This window comes from Afipia sp. 1NLS2 (assembly GCF_000178995.1).
Classification (GTDB): domain Bacteria; phylum Pseudomonadota; class Alphaproteobacteria; order Rhizobiales; family Xanthobacteraceae; genus Afipia.
In genome coordinates, this window is the sequence record NZ_ADVZ01000001.1 from 440,993 (window position 1) to 459,237 (window position 18,245).

Annotated in this window: 18 protein-coding genes and 1 pseudogene; 5 read left to right on the top strand and 14 right to left on the bottom strand. The window is 61.7% G+C overall.

The genetic code is table 11. The annotated features are described in order from the left end of the window. Positions 1 to 3 precede the first annotated feature (3 nt). Positions 4 to 2,745 (bottom strand): nitrate/nitrite transporter, encoded by a 2,742-nt coding sequence (locus tag AFIDRAFT_RS02115; protein ID WP_009337377.1) that lies wholly within the window; start codon positions 2,743 to 2,745, stop codon positions 4 to 6. 210 nt (positions 2,746 to 2,955) lie between these two features. On the opposite strand from AFIDRAFT_RS02115, the gene AFIDRAFT_RS02120 reads away from it, so the two are divergent. Both AFIDRAFT_RS02120 and hemN read left to right on the top strand, forming a co-directional pair. After that, positions 2,956 to 3,654, top strand: a complete 699-nt coding sequence (locus AFIDRAFT_RS02120; protein WP_040297720.1) for a cyclic nucleotide-binding domain-containing protein — start codon at positions 2,956 to 2,958, stop codon at positions 3,652 to 3,654. 136 nt (positions 3,655 to 3,790) lie between these two features. Beyond that, positions 3,791 to 5,143 (top strand): oxygen-independent coproporphyrinogen III oxidase, encoded by a 1,353-nt coding sequence (hemN, locus tag AFIDRAFT_RS02125; protein ID WP_040297721.1) that lies wholly within the window; start codon positions 3,791 to 3,793, stop codon positions 5,141 to 5,143. Between the two features lie 9 nt (positions 5,144 to 5,152). On the opposite strand, the gene AFIDRAFT_RS02130 is transcribed toward hemN, so the two are convergent. From AFIDRAFT_RS02130 to ubiT, 4 genes are read right to left on the bottom strand one after another with little or no spacing between them, the layout of a single operon-like run. Beyond that, positions 5,153 to 5,593, bottom strand: a complete 441-nt coding sequence (locus tag AFIDRAFT_RS02130) for a hypothetical protein (RefSeq protein ID WP_245258098.1) — start codon at positions 5,591 to 5,593, stop codon at positions 5,153 to 5,155. Further along, complete coding sequence (gene ubiV, locus AFIDRAFT_RS02135; protein ID WP_009337381.1) at positions 5,590 to 6,534, bottom strand: ubiquinone anaerobic biosynthesis protein UbiV; 945 nt, start codon at positions 6,532 to 6,534, stop codon at positions 5,590 to 5,592. The genes AFIDRAFT_RS02130 and ubiV overlap by 4 nt, the downstream gene beginning before the upstream one ends. A 49-nt stretch (positions 6,535 to 6,583) precedes the next feature. Then, positions 6,584 to 7,561 carry a ubiquinone anaerobic biosynthesis protein UbiU gene (gene ubiU, locus AFIDRAFT_RS02140; protein WP_009337382.1) on the bottom strand — a complete coding sequence of 326 codons (978 nt, stop codon included), beginning with the start codon at positions 7,559 to 7,561 and terminating at the stop codon, positions 6,584 to 6,586. Beyond that, the gene (ubiT, locus tag AFIDRAFT_RS02145; protein ID WP_009337383.1) at positions 7,552 to 8,106 is read right to left on the bottom strand and encodes a ubiquinone anaerobic biosynthesis accessory factor UbiT; all 555 of its coding nucleotides are present in this window, start codon (positions 8,104 to 8,106) and stop codon (positions 7,552 to 7,554) included. The genes ubiU and ubiT overlap by 10 nt, the downstream gene beginning before the upstream one ends. A gap of 122 nt (positions 8,107 to 8,228) precedes the next feature. On the opposite strand from ubiT, the gene AFIDRAFT_RS02150 reads away from it, so the two are divergent. Both AFIDRAFT_RS02150 and AFIDRAFT_RS02155 read left to right on the top strand, forming a co-directional pair. After that, on the top strand, positions 8,229 to 9,758 hold the full coding sequence (locus tag AFIDRAFT_RS02150; RefSeq protein ID WP_040297723.1) for a UbiD family decarboxylase: 1,530 nt from the start codon (positions 8,229 to 8,231) through the stop codon (positions 9,756 to 9,758). Next, positions 9,755 to 10,360: a UbiX family flavin prenyltransferase gene (locus tag AFIDRAFT_RS02155; RefSeq protein WP_009337385.1), complete on the top strand. Its 606-nt coding sequence runs from the start codon at positions 9,755 to 9,757 to the stop codon at positions 10,358 to 10,360. Before AFIDRAFT_RS02150 ends, AFIDRAFT_RS02155 begins: the two co-directional genes overlap by 4 nt. Positions 10,361 to 10,365: 5 nt before the next feature. On the opposite strand, the gene AFIDRAFT_RS02160 is transcribed toward AFIDRAFT_RS02155, so the two are convergent. Beyond that, a complete protein-coding gene (locus AFIDRAFT_RS02160; protein ID WP_009337386.1) occupies positions 10,366 to 11,409 on the bottom strand; it encodes an FAD-dependent oxidoreductase in 1,044 nt (347 codons plus the stop codon). Positions 11,410 to 11,437: 28 nt separating this feature from the next. After that, the gene (cysK, locus tag AFIDRAFT_RS02165) at positions 11,438 to 12,451 is read right to left on the bottom strand and encodes a cysteine synthase A (RefSeq protein WP_009337387.1); all 1,014 of its coding nucleotides are present in this window, start codon (positions 12,449 to 12,451) and stop codon (positions 11,438 to 11,440) included. Between the two features lie 200 nt (positions 12,452 to 12,651). On the opposite strand from cysK, the gene AFIDRAFT_RS02170 reads away from it, so the two are divergent. Next, positions 12,652 to 13,701: a tellurite resistance/C4-dicarboxylate transporter family protein gene (locus AFIDRAFT_RS02170; RefSeq protein ID WP_009337388.1), complete on the top strand. Its 1,050-nt coding sequence runs from the start codon at positions 12,652 to 12,654 to the stop codon at positions 13,699 to 13,701. An 18-nt stretch (positions 13,702 to 13,719) separates the two neighbouring features. Here AFIDRAFT_RS02170 and AFIDRAFT_RS02175 read toward each other — a convergent pair whose 3' ends face one another. From AFIDRAFT_RS02175 to AFIDRAFT_RS02200, 7 genes and pseudogenes are all read right to left on the bottom strand, one after another. After that, positions 13,720 to 13,959 (bottom strand): hypothetical protein, encoded by a 240-nt coding sequence (locus AFIDRAFT_RS02175; RefSeq protein ID WP_009337389.1) that lies wholly within the window; start codon positions 13,957 to 13,959, stop codon positions 13,720 to 13,722. Then, a complete protein-coding gene (locus AFIDRAFT_RS20455; RefSeq protein WP_433994105.1) occupies positions 13,953 to 14,339 on the bottom strand; it encodes a metal-sulfur cluster assembly factor in 387 nt (128 codons plus the stop codon). The genes AFIDRAFT_RS02175 and AFIDRAFT_RS20455 overlap by 7 nt, the downstream gene beginning before the upstream one ends. Before the next feature lie 3 nt (positions 14,340 to 14,342). Then, positions 14,343 to 14,594: pseudogene (locus AFIDRAFT_RS20460) on the bottom strand (NifU N-terminal domain-containing protein); the annotation flags it as partial. Positions 14,595 to 14,656: 62 nt separating this feature from the next. Beyond that, positions 14,657 to 15,190 carry a DUF2249 domain-containing protein gene (locus tag AFIDRAFT_RS02185; RefSeq protein ID WP_009337391.1) on the bottom strand — a complete coding sequence of 178 codons (534 nt, stop codon included), beginning with the start codon at positions 15,188 to 15,190 and terminating at the stop codon, positions 14,657 to 14,659. 20 nt (positions 15,191 to 15,210) lie between these two features. Next, the gene (locus AFIDRAFT_RS02190; RefSeq protein WP_009337392.1) at positions 15,211 to 16,560 is read right to left on the bottom strand and encodes a hypothetical protein; all 1,350 of its coding nucleotides are present in this window, start codon (positions 16,558 to 16,560) and stop codon (positions 15,211 to 15,213) included. A 62-nt stretch (positions 16,561 to 16,622) separates the two neighbouring features. Next, positions 16,623 to 16,883, bottom strand: a complete 261-nt coding sequence (locus AFIDRAFT_RS02195) for a DUF2249 domain-containing protein (protein WP_009337393.1) — start codon at positions 16,881 to 16,883, stop codon at positions 16,623 to 16,625. Positions 16,884 to 17,231: 348 nt separating this feature from the next. Further along, positions 17,232 to 18,053, bottom strand: a complete 822-nt coding sequence (locus AFIDRAFT_RS02200; RefSeq protein ID WP_009337394.1) for a universal stress protein — start codon at positions 18,051 to 18,053, stop codon at positions 17,232 to 17,234. Positions 18,054 to 18,245 lie beyond the last annotated feature (192 nt).

Genomic DNA, 18,245 nt, shown 5'->3' on the forward strand with positions numbered 1-18,245 from the left:
TCCTTACTGGGCCGGCTGGGCAACCGCCGTTGCGCCACGCCGCTCGATGTCATGAAGCAGGCCGCCCTTGCGGGTGTAGACAGCCCAGGTGATCGCCACGCAGGTGACGTAGAAGATGAAGAAACCCCACAGCGCCGCTTCCACGCCGCCGGTCATGTCGATCGACGTGCCGAACGATTTCGGGATGAAGAACGCGCCGAACGCAGCAATCGCCGAGGTAAATCCGGTAATCGCGGCGGATTCCTTCTCCGTCTGACGCGCGCGCGTGGCGGCGTCGGCCTCCGGCATCAGGCGATCCATTTCCTTGCGCATGATGTTCGGGATCATCTGGAAGGTCGACGCATTGCCGACGCCGGTGACGAAGAACATCAGGAGGAACATCGCGAAAAAGCCCCAGAACGCACCGGGCTGCTCCCTGATGCCGGTGAAGTAAAGGATGCCGAGCACGCCGGCCATCATCAGGATGAACACCCACAGTGTGACACGGCCGCCACCCCACCTGTCGGCGATCCAGCCGGTGCCCGAGCGTGACAACGCACCGACCAGCGGCCCCAGAAAAACGAACGGCAGCACATGAACGTCCGGGAACAGAATCTTCGCCAGCAGCGGGAAGCCCGCCGAGTAACCGATGAACGAGCCGAACGTGCCGGTGTAGAGCCAGCACATCACCCAGTTATGCTTGCGCTGGAAGATCACCGCCTGATCGGCGAACGACGCCTTGGCCGAAGCGATGTCGTTCATGCCGAACCACGCGGCGAATGCGCTGGCGGCAATGAACGGGACCCAGACGAAACCGGCGTTCTGCAGCCACAGCGGCACCTGATGCGGACCGTCCGCGACCATCACCGGCTTGCCGCCGAACCAGCCGAGCACGCCGGCGGTGATGACGAGCGGCACCACGAACTGCACCACGCTGACGCCAAGATTGCCGAGGCCGGCGTTCAGCGCGAGCGCGTTGCCCTTCTCCGCACGCGGGAAGAAGAAGGAGATGTTGGCCATCGAGGAGGCAAAGTTGCCGCCACCTAAGCCGCACAATAGCGCCAGCGCCAGGAACACGACGTAAGGCGTCGAAGGCGACTGTACCGCATAGCCGATTCCGACCGCCGGGATCATCAGCGACCATGTCGCGAGCGTGGTCCACAGCCGTCCGCCGAAGATCGGCACCATGAACGAGTAGAAGATGCGCAGCACCGCGCCGGAAATGCCCGGCAACGCCGCCAGCCAGAACAGCTCGGCCGTGGTGAACTTGAACCCGACCGATGGCAGCTTCGCCACCACCACCGACCAGACCTGCCAGATCGCGAACGACAGCAGCAACGACGGAATTGAAATCCACAGATTGCGCCGCGCGATGGCGCGCCCTTTTGTTTCCCAGAACTCGCGATCCTCCGGCCGCCAGTCGGTGAGCACGACGCCTGCCAGCGCGCCGATGTGCTCGGGCTTGTGGATCTCCTCCATTTCGGGGAATTGCGGCAGCTTCCGCAGCGCCTCGCCGGCAAGACCGCGCTCCATCTGCCGTACCGCGAGATGCATCCAGAGCAGCGAGACGGTGACGATGAGGAACAGCAGCATGAAGCAACTGGTCCATAGCCCGGTCAGATCATTCAGCGCACCGAAGGCAATCGGCAGCACGAAACCGCCGAGACCGCCGATCATGCCGACAAGGCCGCCGACCACGCCGACATTATTGGGGTAGTAAACCGGGATGTGACGGAACACCGCCGCCTTGCCCAGCGCCATGAAGAAGCCGAGCACGAACACCGTCACCGTGAACGGCACCACGCCCATTTCCAGGTGGAAGCCGACCGAGCCGGTCACGGTCCGCACCACATAATCCGTCGGCGGATAGGACAGGATGAACGTACAGGCGACACCAACCAGCAGAGACCAGTACATCACCCGCCGCGCGCCGTAGCGATCGGCGAGGTGCCCGCCATAGGCGCGGAAGATCGACGCCGGGATGGAGAACATCGCCGCAATCATGCCGGCGGCCTTCAGATCGACCCCGTAGACGTTGATGAGATATTGCGGCAGCCACAGCGCGAGCGCCACGAACGCGCCGAACACAAAGAAGTAATAGAGCGAGAAGCGCCAGACCTGGATGTTCTTGAGCGGAGCAAATTCGAGCCACATGCTCTTCGGCTTCTCGCCGCGTGCGCGCCGCTCGCGCATCACCGGATCTTCCTCCGAGAAGACCCAGAAGATGACCGCCATCACCGCAAGAGCCGCCGCCCAGACCTCGGCGACCGCCTGCCAGCCGAACGCGACCATGACGAACGGAGCGAGCAGCTTGGTGACCGCAGCTCCGACATTGCCCGCGCCGAAGATGCCGAGCGCAGTGCCCTGCTTTCCTGCCGGATAGAACCGCGAGACATAGGCGACGCCGACCGCGAAGGAGCCGCCCGCGATGCCGACGAAGAACGCGGCGACCAGGAATTGCGGATAGGTGTGCGCCCAGGTGAGGAAATAAGTCGCGACCGCAGCCGCCAGCATCACGATGGTGTTGACGCGGCGCCCGCCATACTGATCGGTCCACGCGCCGAGAACGAGGCGGATCAGCGATCCACTGAGGATCGGCAAGCCGACCAGCAGGCCGAACTCGGTCTCATTGAGGCCGAGCTTCTGCTTGATGCTGATGCCGATGATGGAGAAGATCGTCCAGACTGCAAAGCAGACCGTGAACGAGATCGTCGAAAGCCAGAGCGCCCGCCCTCGCGCGGCGTTACCTTGATTGGGCCCACTCACGGAGCATCTCCAAATCAGTTGCGATCGGAGATTGCTGCCCGGGCCATGGAATTGATTTGCGTTGGATCAAGCCATAATGATCGTCCCTGACTTATATAAATAGAGGCAGTTCAGCTTGACCCAGTCCTCATGATGAGTGATGTTTGGGATACTTGAATTTGATAAACATCACACCTCATCTATCGGCCACGATGAAGCGGAGCGCCGGCATTGCGTCCTCATGAAACCGAAGAGCTTCGACAGCTTCCACTGTTTTCCGCAATGAGTCCGGAAAATATGGAGCGGCTGCTGGACGCCGCATTGCTGCAGAAATTCCCGGCAGGCGTCGTCCTGATTCATGAAAACACCCAGGCCGATTTTCTGCATGTGCTGATCGACGGCCTTGCCGAAATTTATACCGAACAGGGTGGCGGAGAATGGGGCATCTCACTGATTAATCCGGTCTCCACCTTCATTCCCGCGGCCATCATCAGCAACCAGCCCTACCTGAGTTCGGCAAGGACGTTACTCGAATCGCGTGTCCTGCTGATTCCGGCCAAGCGAATCCGCGAGATTTTCGATCAGGACATCGTCTTCGCCCGCGTGATCGCGAAAGAGCTTGCACGCGCGTATCGCGGATCGGTCAAGAAGCTCAAAGGATACATGGCCAGGTCAAGCGTCGAACGCCTGGCCAACTGGATACTGACTGAAGCCCAGAAAGATACCCATCAGGGAAACGTCGTCATTCCCTTCGACCGCGGCACGCTGGCATCGCATATCGGTACCACGCGTGAAAACCTGTCGCGCAACCTTGCGTATCTGACAGACCATGGCGTGCGGATTCGCGGGCGCGAAATCGTCATCGACGACAAGGATCAACTCATCATCTTCGCACGCCCCCAGCGGTTAATCGACGACCCCGCGTCCTGAAGCTGCGCCCCGTCACGCAAGACACCGCAACAGCACCGATATTGCGTTAACGCAAAGCGGGCGAGGCGGATTTGCTGAATGCTGTTTCGCGATCCTGACATCGGAGAGATCGCACATGACCCTTCCCCCCATCCAGATGCGATCCGACCTTAACCATCGGTATGGCGAAGAGCGTCTGCCGCGCTACACCAGCTATCCGACCGCGCCTTACTTCTCCGAATCGATCACGCAACACACTTACCGCCAATGGCTTGCAGGAATCCCGCAAGGCAAAACAGTGTCGCTCTATCTGCACATTCCGTTCTGCCAATCCATGTGCTGGTATTGCGGCTGCAACACCACCATCGTCCGGCGCAATGAGCCCGTTGCCGAATATCTCGCAGCATTGAGCCAAGAGATCGAGAGGGTGACGGACCATATAGGGCAACGGCTCAAGGTCGGTGCAGTGCATTTTGGCGGCGGAACGCCAACGATCATGACGCCGGACCAGTTCTCGGACCTCATGACTGTCCTGAGACAAAAATTCAATTTTCTGTCCGACGCCGAAATCGCCATCGAGATCGACCCGCGCAGGCTGACCCGCGAGATGTCGCTTGCACTCGGCGCGAACGGCATCACGCGGGCAAGCCTCGGCGTCCAGAGCTTCGATCCCGCCGTTCAGCAGGCCGTCAACCGCATTCAGAGTTTTGAAGACACCGCCGCCGTGACTGAAGGATTGCGGGCGGCGGGTATCAACAGCATCAATTTCGACCTGATCTACGGCCTGCCGCATCAAACAGTGGCATCATGTTTCGATACCGTTCAGAAGTGCATGCAGCTTCGCCCCGACCGCTTCGCGGTTTTCGGCTACGCCCATATCCCGACGTTCAAGAAGCACCAGCGCAAGATCGACGAGGCCGCGCTTCCGGATGGAGAGCAGCGCCACCTTCAGGCCAACATGATCGCCCATTGCCTGACCAATGCTGGCTATCGGCAGATCGGCCTCGATCATTTTGCTCTTCCCGCCGACAGCCTGACGACGGCACAGGCGGCGGGACACCTGCACCGCAATTTTCAGGGTTACACCACCGACGACAGCGACATCCTGATCGGCTTCGGCGCAAGCGCAATCGGGCGGCTGGAACAGGGCTACGTTCAGAACGAAGTCGCGCCCCTGACCTATCGGACGCAGATCGGTAACGGCAACCTTCCGACCCGCAAGGGTTATGCACTGAGCGCCGACGACCGCCTGCGCGCAGACATCATCGAGCGGATCATGTGCGATTTTCGCGTCGATCTACAGCAGGTCTGCGCGAGACACGGCACAAGGCCGGAGACTTTGCTGCGATCGGCCGACCGCCTGGACATGCTGATCGCCGACGGCATCGTCCGGATCGAGGGATCTGTGCTTTCGGTCGAGGATGACACACGCCACCTCGTGCGCAGCGTCGCCGCCGCATTCGACGCCTATCTCGGCGCACCCGGTCCGGTCTATAGCCGCGCGGTGTGACGCCGGCAGCTACCGTTTGAGCACGCTGACCGCGCGCGGCAACTCATTGCGAGGGCAATTCAGGGTCGGCGGCTCGATGTCGCGCAAGGCCGCGGCACCGGCCTCCGCCGATCGGCCGATCTCGTCGAACAGAAGCGCCATTTCCGTGAAAACCGTGCGGTCCTTCTCGTTCTCCGTCAGTTGATCGAGCTCGGAGAGCAGCATGAGAATGGCGTCGATCCGGTCTTTGTGATCGCGCGCGCGAAGCAGCGACCGCCTCGACAGGCGCTGCTCCTCAAGATTGGAGAATCGCTCGAGAGCATCGCTGAGAATCTCGCGGCAACTGCAGTCGAGATCCATGCGCGTCAGCACGGTCTGCAATCGCCCGATCAAATCCAGCGCTTCACAGGTACGGCCCTTCTCAACCATCACCGCCTCCTCACCACATCGCGCCACGTCGTTGCGCTTCACTGTACGGCGTCCCGCATCTGCGGCTCGCGAATACGCGACTCCGCGCCTGCCTCATTGGCAACGAACACCGCCCCCGCCTGCCCGTGCACGAAGCCATTCGCGAATGGCACATCGGGATAGATGCACGACAATTCATGCATGCCGTCTTCATGGGACCGGCCACCGTCGATCACATCCCGGAAGACCCGAGCCACCGCAACCATGTCGCATTGCTGCGGCGACAGGCGAAGCGCGCCGACACCGGCCATCGCAAGATCGTCCACCTCTCCGAGCAAATTCGCGCAGGCATGGGACATGGTCTGCACGCCGTTCATGGCGAGGAACGGCTCACCGTCGAGCGTGGCGACAGCCAATCCATCGGGGTCCTTCTCGCAGACGAAACGGCAATTGTCCTTCGACAGCTTGTGAAGGCGGGCATGATAACAGCGCGCGGAAATAGCAAGCGGCACGCGGCCAAACGCGAAGACCTCCGTCGTCACGTCAGGCAGAGCCGTCGCGATGGCCCGGATCGAATCCATCGGCAGTTCGGGCGGCAAGCAAATTCGTTGCGCGCCCCGGCGCGCAAAATAGGATGCCGTCGCCTCGTTGTAGATGTTGACGAACGGTCCGATCGCGTGCGGACGATCCGCGAGCGATCCAAGGCAAGTGAGGTCGTTCGCCTCCACCATGAAATCGGTGTTCTCGGCTAGTTCCGCCATCTGCTGACGCTCCCGCTTCAGCGACACGAGAATCAAGGATCCAAGAACTACCTGCTTGCCGCAGGCCGCGAGCCGTTCGATCACCGCAGGCATATGCTCGGCGAAAAACGGCGAGCGCTTCGAGCAGACGATTTCGCCGATGACGGCCACATCCACAGGAGCCTCCTCGGCCACGCGGAAATAGAAGTCCCGCCACTGATCGGGAGCCCAGTTGTAGAGCACAGGCCCAAGGGTCAACTGCATCAACGCAACCTCTTATGAAATGCGCCGTCAATGGCGGACGGGGATGACATCATCGCCAGCTCTTGCGATAGGCTCCTGCCGTTGTTGACTGGCCTTCGGTGAGGGCGACAAGATCACCGGACGGGCTTGCAAAATCGCTTTCCAGTCCCGCGAGAATCTGGCGGAAGCTGCGGACCACGCGCTCGATATAGGCGCGGCCACGTTGCCGGCCTTCGATCTTGAGCGCCGTCACGCCTGCCTTTCGCAAGTCCGGCAACATGGATGTCGCATCGAGACTGACCGGGTCCTCGAAAAGATAGCCGGCGCCGTGCTCGGTCTGAAAACGGCCCTTGCAAAGCGTCGGGTATCCGACAGGCTCTCCCGCAGCGAACTTGTTGACTGTGAACGCGCCAAGGCGCGAGATCAGTTGCCCATCCTGCTCGCGATAATGAACATGGCTCGCGGGCGAGCAGACGCCATTCATGTTCGGAGATTCTCCCGTGGCGTAGGAGGAGAGCGAGCAGCGCCCCTCCTCCATCACGCAAAGACCGCCGAAGACGAAGACTTCCGTCTCGCAATTGACCTCCCGCGTGATCGCCGCGATCTCGGGCACACTCAGCACGCGCGGCAGAACAACCCGGCGCACGCCAAATGCCTTCACGTAGTAATCAATCGCATCCGGATTGGACGCCGCCGCCTGGACCGACAGATGCAGGCGCTGATACGGATGATGCCGGACCGCATAGTCGAGAACTCCGACATCCGCGACGATCAGCGCGTCCGCCCCGGCGTCAGTGGCAGCGTCTACCGCGCGTTCCCACACGTCGAGCGATCCCGCCCGCGCGAATGTGTTGATGGCGACAAGAACCCTGACGCCATGGTTGTGGGCGTAAGAAATTCCGGCCTTCAATTCCTCGGGGCTGAAATTCAGGCCGGGGAAATTACGCGCGTTGGTTTCATCGCGAAATCCGCAATACACTGCATCCGCGCCCGCATCGACGGCAGCCCTGAGCGCGGCAGGCGTACCGGCAGGGCAGATCAATTCCATGGCCGCCCCTCTGCTGCCAGCCCGCTTTGTTGCTGACCGGGCGGACTGCCGATGACACCACGCAGAAACTGCGCGGCAATGGGCGACAACGGCCCCAGCCAGGCGATAGATTCCGCGACGATGTCGATCCCGGCTTCATCGATCGCATTGCGCAACGCGACCGCAGCCTCCATATCGCCCTCGACCTTAATATCCCGGGAAAAGAACAGCGCGTCGCCATCACAGGAGCCATCCACGAGGCCAATCAGCGCCGCGATGGTCCCCGTCACCCTGACGTCGATCTGCTGCGGCATCGACCTGACTGCGACAACTTTTGGATTGACCCGCGCGGGCTCGAGCACGAAGACAAAGGGCAAGTCTGTCGGGTCCAGTCCAAATCGTTTGGTGGCGTGAGTGCCGAGGCGATCGAAGATTTGCGGGTGCCGCTTCTGGATTCCATGCAGGCATGCGCCAAGCACAGGCTGCAACGGCAGCAGCGGCAGGTATTGCCCGACAAACGCCAACACCGGCGGCACTCTCGAAATGAACGGGCCGGACGCCGGCATCAGAGTCTCCTCTGTGGCGTTCATATCATCCGCACCAGGGGAATTCCTTGCTCTAGGACAACGAATGTTGAGGCCTTCTGCTTCAGGAAAGGCGCAGGAAATCCTTTCCGGAGACCACGCCTCTGTTGCGTCGCGACCAGCCACTTTTCAAAGGCCTGCGCAGCTTTCTCTCCTATCTCGAGACCCAAGGCCAACTTGTCCGCATCCGCGAACCGGTCTCGGTCGTCCACGAGATCACCGAGATTCACAGGCGCGTGCTTCAGCGCAACGGTCCCGCGCTGCTGTTTGAATCACCCATTAAGGCCGACGGCGCAGCCTCCGAGATGCCTGTCCTCGTCAACCTGTTCGGCACGCGCGAGCGCGTTGCCTGGGGACTTGGCGTCGACCCCGAGCATTTACCGGTCCTCGGCCAGGCGCTCGCGGAGTTAAGCGAACCGGAGCCGCCGCACAGTCTCGCGGACGCGATGGCGAAACTGCCGCTCGCGCGCGGGATCATGGCGATGCGCCCTAAGTCCATTGATACACCGCCCGTGCATGACATCGTATGGCGAGACGATTCAATCGATCTCACCCGATTGCCAGTGCAGGTTTGCTGGCCAGGCGAACCCGCTCCGCTCGTCACATGGCCGATGGTCGTCACCCGGCCGCCGGACGACGAGACGGACGCCAACGTCAATGTCGGCGTCTACCGCATGCAGGTGCTGGACCGCGATCGCCTGATCCTGCGCTGGCTCGCCCATCGCGGCGGCGCGCGCCATCATCATCTGTGGAAGGCGCGCGGCCTCGACATGCCGGTCGCGATCGCGATCGGCGCCGATCCGGCGATGATGCTCACGGCGGCGCTCCCCTTGCCGGAAACGCTTTCGGAATTTCGCTTCGCCGGTCTTCTGCGCGGAGCGCGCCTGCCGCTCGCGCGCTGCATCAGCGTTCCGCTGATGGTGCCTGCGGAAGCCGAGATCGTCATCGAAGGTACCGTCTCTCCCGACGAAACGGCCCCCGAAGGGCCGTTCGGCGACCACACCGGCTATTATAATGCCGTCGAGAATTTCCCCGTGATGCGCGTATCCGCCATCACCATGCGCTGGAAGCCGACTTATTTTTCAACCTTCACCGGACGCCCGCCGGATGAGCCGTCCCGCATCGGCGAAGTTTTTAACGAACTTCTTGTGCCGTTGGTGAGAAAGCGGATTCCGGAAATCGTCGATCTGTGGCTGCCTCCCGAAGCATGTTCGTACCGGATCGCAGTCGCGTCGATCTCAAAGCGCTATCCGGGACAGGCGCGGCGGGTGATGCTCGCACTGTGGTCGATGCTGCCGCAGCTCACCTACACGAAATTCCTGATCCTCGTCGATCCGGACATTGATGTCCGCAACTGGTCCGATGTGATGTGGGCGATCGCCACGCGCTCCGATCCATCGCGCGATCTCGTGACGCTGACCGATACGCCGATCGACTATCTCGACTTCGCGTCCCCGAAGCCCGGCCTCGGCGGCAAGGTCGGCATCGATGCGACCACGAAGCTGCCGCCCGAAACGGATCGCGAATGGGGCCGGGTCCTTGACATGGACGAAGCCGTGGTCGCGCGCGTGAGCGAGCTTTGGCAACGGCTCGGCCTTCCATCAGACTTCGAATCCACGGAGAAACAACAATGAGCGGCCGCTTGCGAATCGTGGTCGGCATCAGCGGCGCCTCGGGTGCGGCGCTCGGCGTACGCGTCGTCGAATTGCTGGCGGAAACCGGCCAATGCGACATCCATCTGGTCGTCACGCATCATGCCGAACGAACGCTGCTGCACGAAGTGGGTCGCAATGCACTGTCGGCGCTCGCTGCAATGGCCACGCGCCATCATGCGGATGAAGACATCGGCGCGAGCATCGCCAGCGGCTCTTTCCGAACAGCGGGCATGATCGTCGCCCCCTGCTCGATCCGCACCTTGTCCGCGATTGCGACCAGTGCCGCGAAAAATCTTCTGGTGCGCGCGGCGGACGTTCAGCTCAAGGAGCGGCGCAGGCTCGTGCTGATGGTGCGGGAAACGCCGCTGCATCTCGGCCATCTGCGGGCGATGACCGCTGCCACGGAAATTGGAGCGATCATTGCGCCGCCGGTACCCGCTTTTTACCACAAGCCCGCGTCAATGGCCGCAGTGATCGACCAGATCGCGCGCCGGGCGATCGATCTTCTCGACCTCGATCTTCATCTTCCTGTCCATGAATGGGAGGGTGAAGACCGCATCCGGGATGCGGGCCAACGATAGTCCGATCAGGACATCAACTCGAAGGACGAGCGCATCACTTCGTTATGGATGAATCCGCGCTGGACATAAGCAAGCGTCATCTCGGCCAAGGAAGGCGCGAGCAGGAAGCCGTGGCGATAGAGCCCATTGACCGATATCTTTTTCCTGCTCACCACGATGCGCGGCAGATGATCCGGAAACGCAGGCCGAAGTCCCGCGCCGACTTCAAGGATATATGCATCCCTGAAGGCCGGATGAATGACATAGGCCGCGGTCAGCAATTCAAGGGCTGAGCGCACGCTGACGGCGGTATCCTCGCTTTCAATGCTGGTGGCACCGATCATGAAGCAATTGTCCTCGCGCGGAATGACATAAATCGGCCAGCGCGGATGAAGCAGGCGGACCGGGCGCGACAGTTTGAAATCCTGCATCTCGACGACGACCATCTCGCCCTTGACGCCACGCAGATCTGAAAACTTGTCTCTGGCGGCAAGACCGCGGCAGTCGATCACAATGCCGTCGGTTTCAAGCGCGAGCTTGTCCAGATCGCAGTCCGATTCAAACCGGATGATGCCGCCGGCGGCGACGAACCTCGCATGCAGTTGCGGCAACACGGCGCGCGGCTCGACATGCCCTTCTCCCGCGAAAAACAGGCCCGCGTGAAACCGTCCATACAGCGCCGGTTCAAGCTCTCCGATCCTCTCCGCGTCGAGGCGATCATGGCCCGTCGTCACCCGCGCGAAGCGTTCGAAGTCCGGGCGGTCACGCGGCTGAGCCACGACAAGGGAGCCGTTAAACGACGTGCCAGGAAGATGCTGGCGCCACAGTTCGAGCGAGCGGGTCCCGAGATGCGTGATCAGCGGCTCGGAGACTTCGCCTTCGCACCATGGCGCCAGCATGCCCCCTGCCCAGTGGCTGGTCGCATAGGTCATCTTGATGTCGTCACGATCAAGCAGCGTGACGTCATAGCCCGCACATGCAAACAGCAGCGCCTGCCAGCTCCCCGCAACACCGGCGCCGATCACGGTGACGGAAGACTCTCCTTTCGGAGAAGGCGGCTCTCTCAACATCATCCCTGTCCCGAACTGGATACGCGGGTTACCGCCTCCGCTTCGTTGTATTGGCGATCTTCCATGGCTCCAGCCCGTCGAACAGCAACGTCGACAGATAACGCTCGGCGAAGGACGGAAGCAGCACGACGAGGTTCTTGCCCGCATTCTCCCGCCGCGAGCCGATCTCGGCCGCCGCCTGCAACGCCGCGCCGGACGAGATGCCGACCGGCACGCCTTCCAGCCGCGCGACAAGCCGCGCATTGGCGATCGCATTCTCATCCGAGACCCTGACCACCTCGTCGTAAATCGCGGTGTCGAGGACTGCCGGCCTGAAGCCCGCGCCCAACCCCTGAATCTTGTGCGGCCCGGGCTCGCCGCCCGACAGCACCGCCGAAGTCTCCGGCTCCACCGCGACGACCTGAACCGACGGCTTGCGGCTCTTCAGCACCTGCCCGACGCCGGTGATGGTGCCACCCGTGCCGACGCCCGCCACGAAAATATCGACCGTGCCGTTGGTATCGTTCCAAATCTCCTCGGCCGTGGTGATGCGGTGGATTTCCGGATTGGCCGGATTTTCGAACTGCCGCACGATCACCGCATCGGGCAGCGTGGCGGCGAGCTCCTCGGCCCTCGCGATCGCGCCCTTGATGCCCTTGGCGCCATCGGTCAACACCAATTGCGCGCCCATGAACACCAGCATCTTCCTGCGCTCCACCGACATGGTCTCAGGCATGGTCAGGATCAGCCTGTAGCCCTTCGCCGCCGCCGCAAAGGCCAGCGCAATGCCGGTATTGCCGGATGTCGACTCGATCAGCGTGGTTTTCCCCGGCGCGATGCGGCCGGCCGCTTCCAGCGCCTCGATCATCGCGACCCCGATACGATCCTTCACCGAGCCGATAGGATTGAAGAACTCCAGCTTGGCGATGAGATTGGCGACGACGTCTCTTTCCTTGGCGAATTTATCCAGCCGCACCAGCGGCGTATTGCCGATCGTCTCCGTGATCGAACCATAAACGCGGCCACGACCCGGTAGATTCAGGGGAATAGCAGGCTTATTCATCGGTCCGTCCAATATCTCCGGCTCACGGCACGATAAAATCGTCGCTCGATCATCCGGTCTCTTAATCCTATCGGGCGATGGCCGGCGTTTCTTTGCTCCGGCGCAAATTTGCATTGATGCGGCTGCCGTATAGAGATAGTCCGCAAGAGTATGAGGCGACGGCGGGCGCGGAAGCGCCGCCGAACGCCAGGAGATCATCGATGACCGTCAACCCTCGCAGAGGGGGCCTCGCCTTCAATCTTGAAGATCTGTCGCCTGCCTATTTCGGGCTGGTCATGGCCACAGGCATCGTCTCGCTGGCCGCCTTCATGATGGAGCATCCGGACATTGCGATTGCGCTGTTCTATCTGAACATCGTGCAGTACGCCGTCCTTTGCCTGCTCTACGGCTTGCGGGCCTGGCGTTACCCGCAGCGATTCTTCGGCGACATGATCGCCCATCTTCGCGGGCCAGGTTATTTCACCACGGTGGCCGGCACCGGCATTCTGGCCAGCCAGTTCATGGTGCTGCACGAAAATGTCGCGGCCGGCGTGGGACTATGGATGTTCGCCATCCTGCTCTGGATCGGTTTGACCTACACCATCTTCACGGCCTTCACCGTGAAGCGCAGCAAGCCGACGCTCGACAAGGGCATCAACGGCGGCTGGCTGCTCGCAGTCGTCGCGACACAGGCTCTTTCCGTATCCAGCGCATTGCTCGCTTCGCGCATCGGGCAGCCCTACCGGCTCGAGCTCAACCTGATGGCCCTGTCGATGTGGCTATGGGGCGGCATGCTGTACATCTGGATGATGTCGCTGATCTTCTATCGCTATGCGTTCTTTCAATTCTCGCCCGGAGACCTCGCTCCACCCTACTGGATCAACATGGGCGCGATGGCGATCTCGACACTGGCCGGCTCCCTGCTCATCCAGAACGCGCCGCACGCACCCTATCTGGCGTCGCTGCTACCCTTCCTGAAAGGCTTCACGGTGTTCTATTGGGCGACCGGAACATGGTGGATACCGATGCTGCTGCTGCTCGGCATCTGGCGTTACGGCTATAAGAGATTTCCGTTCGAATACGATCCGCTGTACTGGGGCGCGGTGTTTCCGCTCGGCATGTATGCGGCTTGCACCTGGCAAATGGATCGCGCCATGGAGTTCGGCTTTCTGGCCGGACTGCCGCGCGTCTTCTTCTATGTCGCGCTGGTGGCATGGACGATCACGTTCGTCGGCATGTTGCGCACGCTGGCGCGCGGGCTGAAGCACTAACGACGCAGCACAATGCCCTCACCAGCTGAGCTTGCGTGTCAGGCGGTGAAGAAGGACGTCGAAGCGGCGTGACGCCGCAGGATCGCTGACGCGCAGCATCACGCAGGCTTGCCCGGCGAGACGGCAAGCCTGCTCGACTTCTCCAGCTGCGGCGAGAGCCGTCAGGCTTGTCAGCAGAATCTCGGGCAAGCGCGCGTCTCCCGCGGTCACCTCATCTTCGCCCGGACGGCGCGCTGGCGCGGCGGCCTCGCTCACCATTGGCTCCCGATCCCCAGATGCGCTTTCGCTTCGGGCGTCATCATGTCCGGCGTCCAGCGCGGCTCATAGGTCAGTCTGACATCGACAAACTCCACCCCGTCGACCGAACTCGCCGCCTCGCCCGCGCCAGTCTTCAGATAATTCGTCGCCGGGCATCCCGGCGTGGTCGTCGTCATCGTCACGATGGTGACGCCGCCATCCTCGACCGTGACATCGTAAACGAGGCCGAGATCGACAATATTGTAGCCAAGCTCCGGATCGATCACCCGCCGCAACGCTTCGCGAATCTGTCCGGTGGCGGTCGCATCGCCCTCCTCGCCTGATGCGCTGGCGTGGGCGGAGGCGCCGGGCGGCGTCCGCACCACCGGCGCGCCGGACATGAAGTGCTCCATGATGGCTCCAAGGATCGCAGGCTTGAGATGCTGCCAGTCCGAGCCCGACCGCGTCACGACGATCGAATCCTTGTTGAGCAACACGCCGGCGACACCGGGGATTGTGAAAAGCTGCTCGGCGAGCGGTGAGGAAGCGGCCTGCTCTTTCGTCTTGAGATTGAGCGTGCCCTCGGGCAGCACCTCACGGCCCGGGAGAAATCTGAGCCGTTCGGAATCCTGCGTCTCTTCCGTCTGTATGAACATCGCACACCTCCTGCGTGAGACCTCGCGGCCGCGGTGAACCAGCGCCTACGAAAACCGTTCGTTCATGCGGCGGCCATATCGGCCGCGCCGATCCGCACCAGGATCTTGTAGGTCTTGCCGTCACTCTCGAAGCCGCCACGCCAGGCATGGCCACGCTTCGCAAGCTCAGGAAGCAGGAAAATCGGCTCGCGGCACAACAAGGCGGACAGCACCTCGCCCTTCTTCAACTCTTCCGTGGCTGCCAGTATGCGTACCATCGGTTCCGGCGGATCGAGATCGCGGTTGTCGAGATGTCGAGCGGGATCGGGCCATTCCGCTGTGTCCTGTGCGGGCGCAGCCACCGGCGGCTCCGATTTTGCCGCTCCCTCCGCCGGACGGAAAAGAACCTCCCAATCCCCCCCGCCGATCTCGCGCGCTTCATGACTGAATCCCTTGGAACCGAGCACGCTGAAAAGCGGCGTGGGCTTGAAGGTCGCGAGCAATTTCAGCCCCTGCCCCGGCTGGAGCTTGGTTATCGCCCCCATGATTTCTCCAAAGGGTTCGCCGCCATTCCGAAGTATTGGCCGGACATCCAGTTCAACGAACGATGTTGTCATCGCATAATCTCCTCTTTTGATCAGGTGTGGCACGACAGCAGAAGGTGGGGGAGCTGGACGCCCTGCGGCAGGCGCGCCTCCGCCTTCACATCCGCCAGACGGCGTGTACGTATCAGTTGCGCGGTAATGCCTGTGGTCCCAACGGCCATGACAACGGCGGCGAACCGGAAGGCAGTCGGCGCATCCGCAAGAAGCGCAACAGCGCCGACCCCAACCGCGGCAAAATAGAGAACGAACCACTTGATCGCGCGCGCCTCCACCACAAGGTCCTGCACGCGCGGCGTCTGGATCTTGCCGAGCACCGGCCCATAACATTCAAGCCAGGTGAGAAATGCCACGATCTTGTAGAGCTGGGAGAGGCCAAGCCCCGTCAGCCAGCCGAACGCGACCAGAAAGACCACGGCGCCGACGTGATCGCTCAAGCGCCCCAATGCCAGAAGAACCACGATGAGCATGACCGAAGCCGCAAGATAACCAAGAGCGATCCCGGCCGTGCGACTGTTCAGCTCGATATTGCGGCGCTTGCGTGCACGATAGAGATGAACGGCATCGAGGCCATAAAATGCGAATGCCGGAAGTGCGACGGCCAGCGCGGCAAGAAATGTCAGCGACAGGTTGCCTTCAAAAAGAACCGTGACAATCCCGCCGATAATTACGATCGCGAGCGCCGCCGTACCCAGTGAGAACGCGCCTTTCGGTCTCGCGCCATCAAGCTCCGGCGCCAGCATGAACATCGCGAGCAGCCGATAGCTCACGCCGACCGCCGTGAAGGTGAGCCAGCCGCCGAGGCCCGCGATCGCATGAATGGGAAGCCCTGCTCCCACCAACGCAAGGAGCGGCCTGGATTGGATCACACCGCCCAATACGAGAGAGAAGATCACCCCCAGCGCCACCGTTGCCACGACGCTCGCAAGACCCGCCGCGACGAACCACGCCGGCAACGGCACGACCTTCGACGCAATCATCGTCCGTACGAGATTGTACAACACCAGCGCGAAACCGAGGCTCAACAGGATGGCAGCTGTCGTGAAGAACGGAAAGCCAATGTCGATGCGCCCGCCGAATTGCAGAAACGCGAGAATCAATGCCGCAAGACCCGCAACCAGCGAAACAAGCGCGGGTACCGCGAGCGCATTGCTATGGAGCGGTTGCGCCACAAGAACCGGCAGAAACTGGAGAAGCGCGCCGCACATCAAGAGGCTGAGCCAGCCGATGGCGACGACATGAACGAGGATCAGCGTATCGGGCGATGCGATCGCCACGGCCGGAAAACCGAAGCCCGTGGCCATCATGATTTCCGCCGCGAGCAACGCAACGAGCGCCGCGGCAAAATAGGACATCGACCATCTCGACAGTGAAACGCCGACCATGCAGACCTCCTTTCAAGGCCCGCGCCGGTGCATGGAATTCCGGCGCGAGCCTTGGGAAAGACTCAGGCGGCCTTTGCGAGCTTGCCGATTTCCACCTGCCAGACCTCCGGTCCGCGCTCGACATAGGTCCAGGAGAACTGCTTCGGATATTCAGCCTCGAGCTGATAGTAGAGTGGTTTCGGATCGTGATCGTTGACCAGGATGAAGCTGCCGCCGGGCGTCAGCTTGTTGACGAGTTCGAAGATTTTCGCGTGCCGCTGCGCCGGGATCAGGGTGCGCACATCAACCTTGTTGACGCTCGAATTCTTGGTGGCATCGGTCATATTCAGGCTCCTACCATGGGATTGATCTCAATCGGCTGGCGCTTGCGCCGCACCGCGTCCGCGAACGCGCGGAACATCGTCTCCCGAAGACCACTGCGTCTATTGATGTCTGCGGCCTGCTGTCTTCAGATGGACTGGAGCATCGTCCCCAAAAGATACATTGTCAATATATGTTTTAAGGGCAATTTCTGCCGCCGCAATCTGTAATGTCCCGATCGCGCGGGTATCTTTGCAAACGGCAAAGGCCGCCGATACTTTTGCGGTCGAGAATTCTTGCTTCACAAAATCGAGATCGGGGATGTCATGACGCGGAAACGATCGCCGCGCCTGCTTCTGTCGTTAGGCGTCTCAGCGCGACAAAAGTACACATCGCGACGGGCGGGTGATGAAATGCTGCGTCACCCCGCCAAGAACCCACTGCCGCAACCGTGAGTGACCGTAGGCGCCAGCAACGATCACGCCCGCGCCCATATCGGATGCGATAGCCTCCAGGTTCTCCGGCGTATTGGTATCTTCCCTCGTGATCGCGGAAGCAGCTACGCCGTGTCGGAGCAGCCAGGCCGCCACGTCATTGGCCCGCTCGCTCGCCGCTGGTTCGCTGAGCGCATCGCAGACTTCGGCGACGGTGACTTCTTCCGCCTTTTGCAGAAGCGGCAGCGCATCGGCAACCGCGCGCCGCGATTCCCTGGTGTCTTTCCACGCAACGAGAATCCGGCGCACATCCAGCCATGTCGCCGAAGCCGGCACGACCAGAACCGGGCGCCCAGCCTCCATCACCAGATCGGATGGGCTGGCCATGGCGTAAGGATCGCTGTCTCCATCCTCCTGTGCGGCGGTGACAACGATATCGACGCTACGGGCTTGTGCCGGAATGAAATCCTTGGCGATGGTCAGGCTGTCGCGCCATTCGATGGTCTTGATGCGTCCATCCAATGCGTGGCGGAATTCCGCCTCCGCATTGGCCAGGCTTTTGCGAAGGCCCGCTCCCTCGCGCTCCAACAGTTCGGCTCCATACGAGCCGTCGGTATAATAGAGTGGCGCAGGCAGTATTGTTGCCGCCATTCCGATCACACGCGCATTGAAACGCTCAGCGAGTTCGGCCGCGACTGTCAGACAAGCTCTATTCGAGCTGCCGACCGCCATGCTGACGCCAATCGATTTGTACCCCATGGTAGCCTTCCCGTGCTCAGCGGGCCTGAATGGCTAATGATAGCGGCCCGGGGCAGGCATGGCATGAGCTAAATCAAACGGAACGCCATATTTTATGCGCGGCTGCGACCGCCACCCAGTCCCGAAGCAGGCCCCTGTCCTCCTTCGAAAAGGCGGCCCGGCGCCTGATATCTTCCAGCGTCTCGCCGGGGT

Excerpts from the sequence above, each read along its gene's own strand:
- hemN (WP_040297721.1), top strand. The coding sequence starts at position 3,791 with ATGCGATCCGACCTTAACCATCGGTATGGCGAAGAGCGTCTGCCGCGC.
- ubiV (WP_009337381.1), bottom strand. The coding sequence starts at position 6,534 with ATGCAGTTGACCCTTGGGCCTGTGCTCTACAACTGGGCTCCCGATCAG.
- ubiU (WP_009337382.1), bottom strand. The coding sequence starts at position 7,561 with ATGGAATTGATCTGCCCTGCCGGTACGCCTGCCGCGCTCAGGGCTGCC.
- ubiT (WP_009337383.1), bottom strand. The coding sequence starts at position 8,106 with ATGCCGGCGTCCGGCCCGTTCATTTCGAGAGTGCCGCCGGTGTTGGCG.
- AFIDRAFT_RS02155 (WP_009337385.1), top strand. The coding sequence starts at position 9,755 with ATGAGCGGCCGCTTGCGAATCGTGGTCGGCATCAGCGGCGCCTCGGGT.
- AFIDRAFT_RS02160 (WP_009337386.1), bottom strand. The coding sequence starts at position 11,409 with ATGTTGAGAGAGCCGCCTTCTCCGAAAGGAGAGTCTTCCGTCACCGTG.
- cysK (WP_009337387.1), bottom strand. The coding sequence starts at position 12,451 with ATGAATAAGCCTGCTATTCCCCTGAATCTACCGGGTCGTGGCCGCGTT.
- AFIDRAFT_RS02170 (WP_009337388.1), top strand. The coding sequence starts at position 12,652 with ATGACCGTCAACCCTCGCAGAGGGGGCCTCGCCTTCAATCTTGAAGAT.
- AFIDRAFT_RS02175 (WP_009337389.1), bottom strand. The coding sequence starts at position 13,959 with ATGGTGAGCGAGGCCGCCGCGCCAGCGCGCCGTCCGGGCGAAGATGAG.
- AFIDRAFT_RS20455 (WP_433994105.1), bottom strand. The coding sequence starts at position 14,339 with ATGTCCGGCGCGCCGGTGGTGCGGACGCCGCCCGGCGCCTCCGCCCAC.
- AFIDRAFT_RS02185 (WP_009337391.1), bottom strand. The coding sequence starts at position 15,190 with ATGACAACATCGTTCGTTGAACTGGATGTCCGGCCAATACTTCGGAAT.
- AFIDRAFT_RS02190 (WP_009337392.1), bottom strand. The coding sequence starts at position 16,560 with ATGGTCGGCGTTTCACTGTCGAGATGGTCGATGTCCTATTTTGCCGCG.
- AFIDRAFT_RS02195 (WP_009337393.1), bottom strand. The coding sequence starts at position 16,883 with ATGACCGATGCCACCAAGAATTCGAGCGTCAACAAGGTTGATGTGCGC.
- AFIDRAFT_RS02200 (WP_009337394.1), bottom strand. The coding sequence starts at position 18,053 with ATGGGGTACAAATCGATTGGCGTCAGCATGGCGGTCGGCAGCTCGAAT.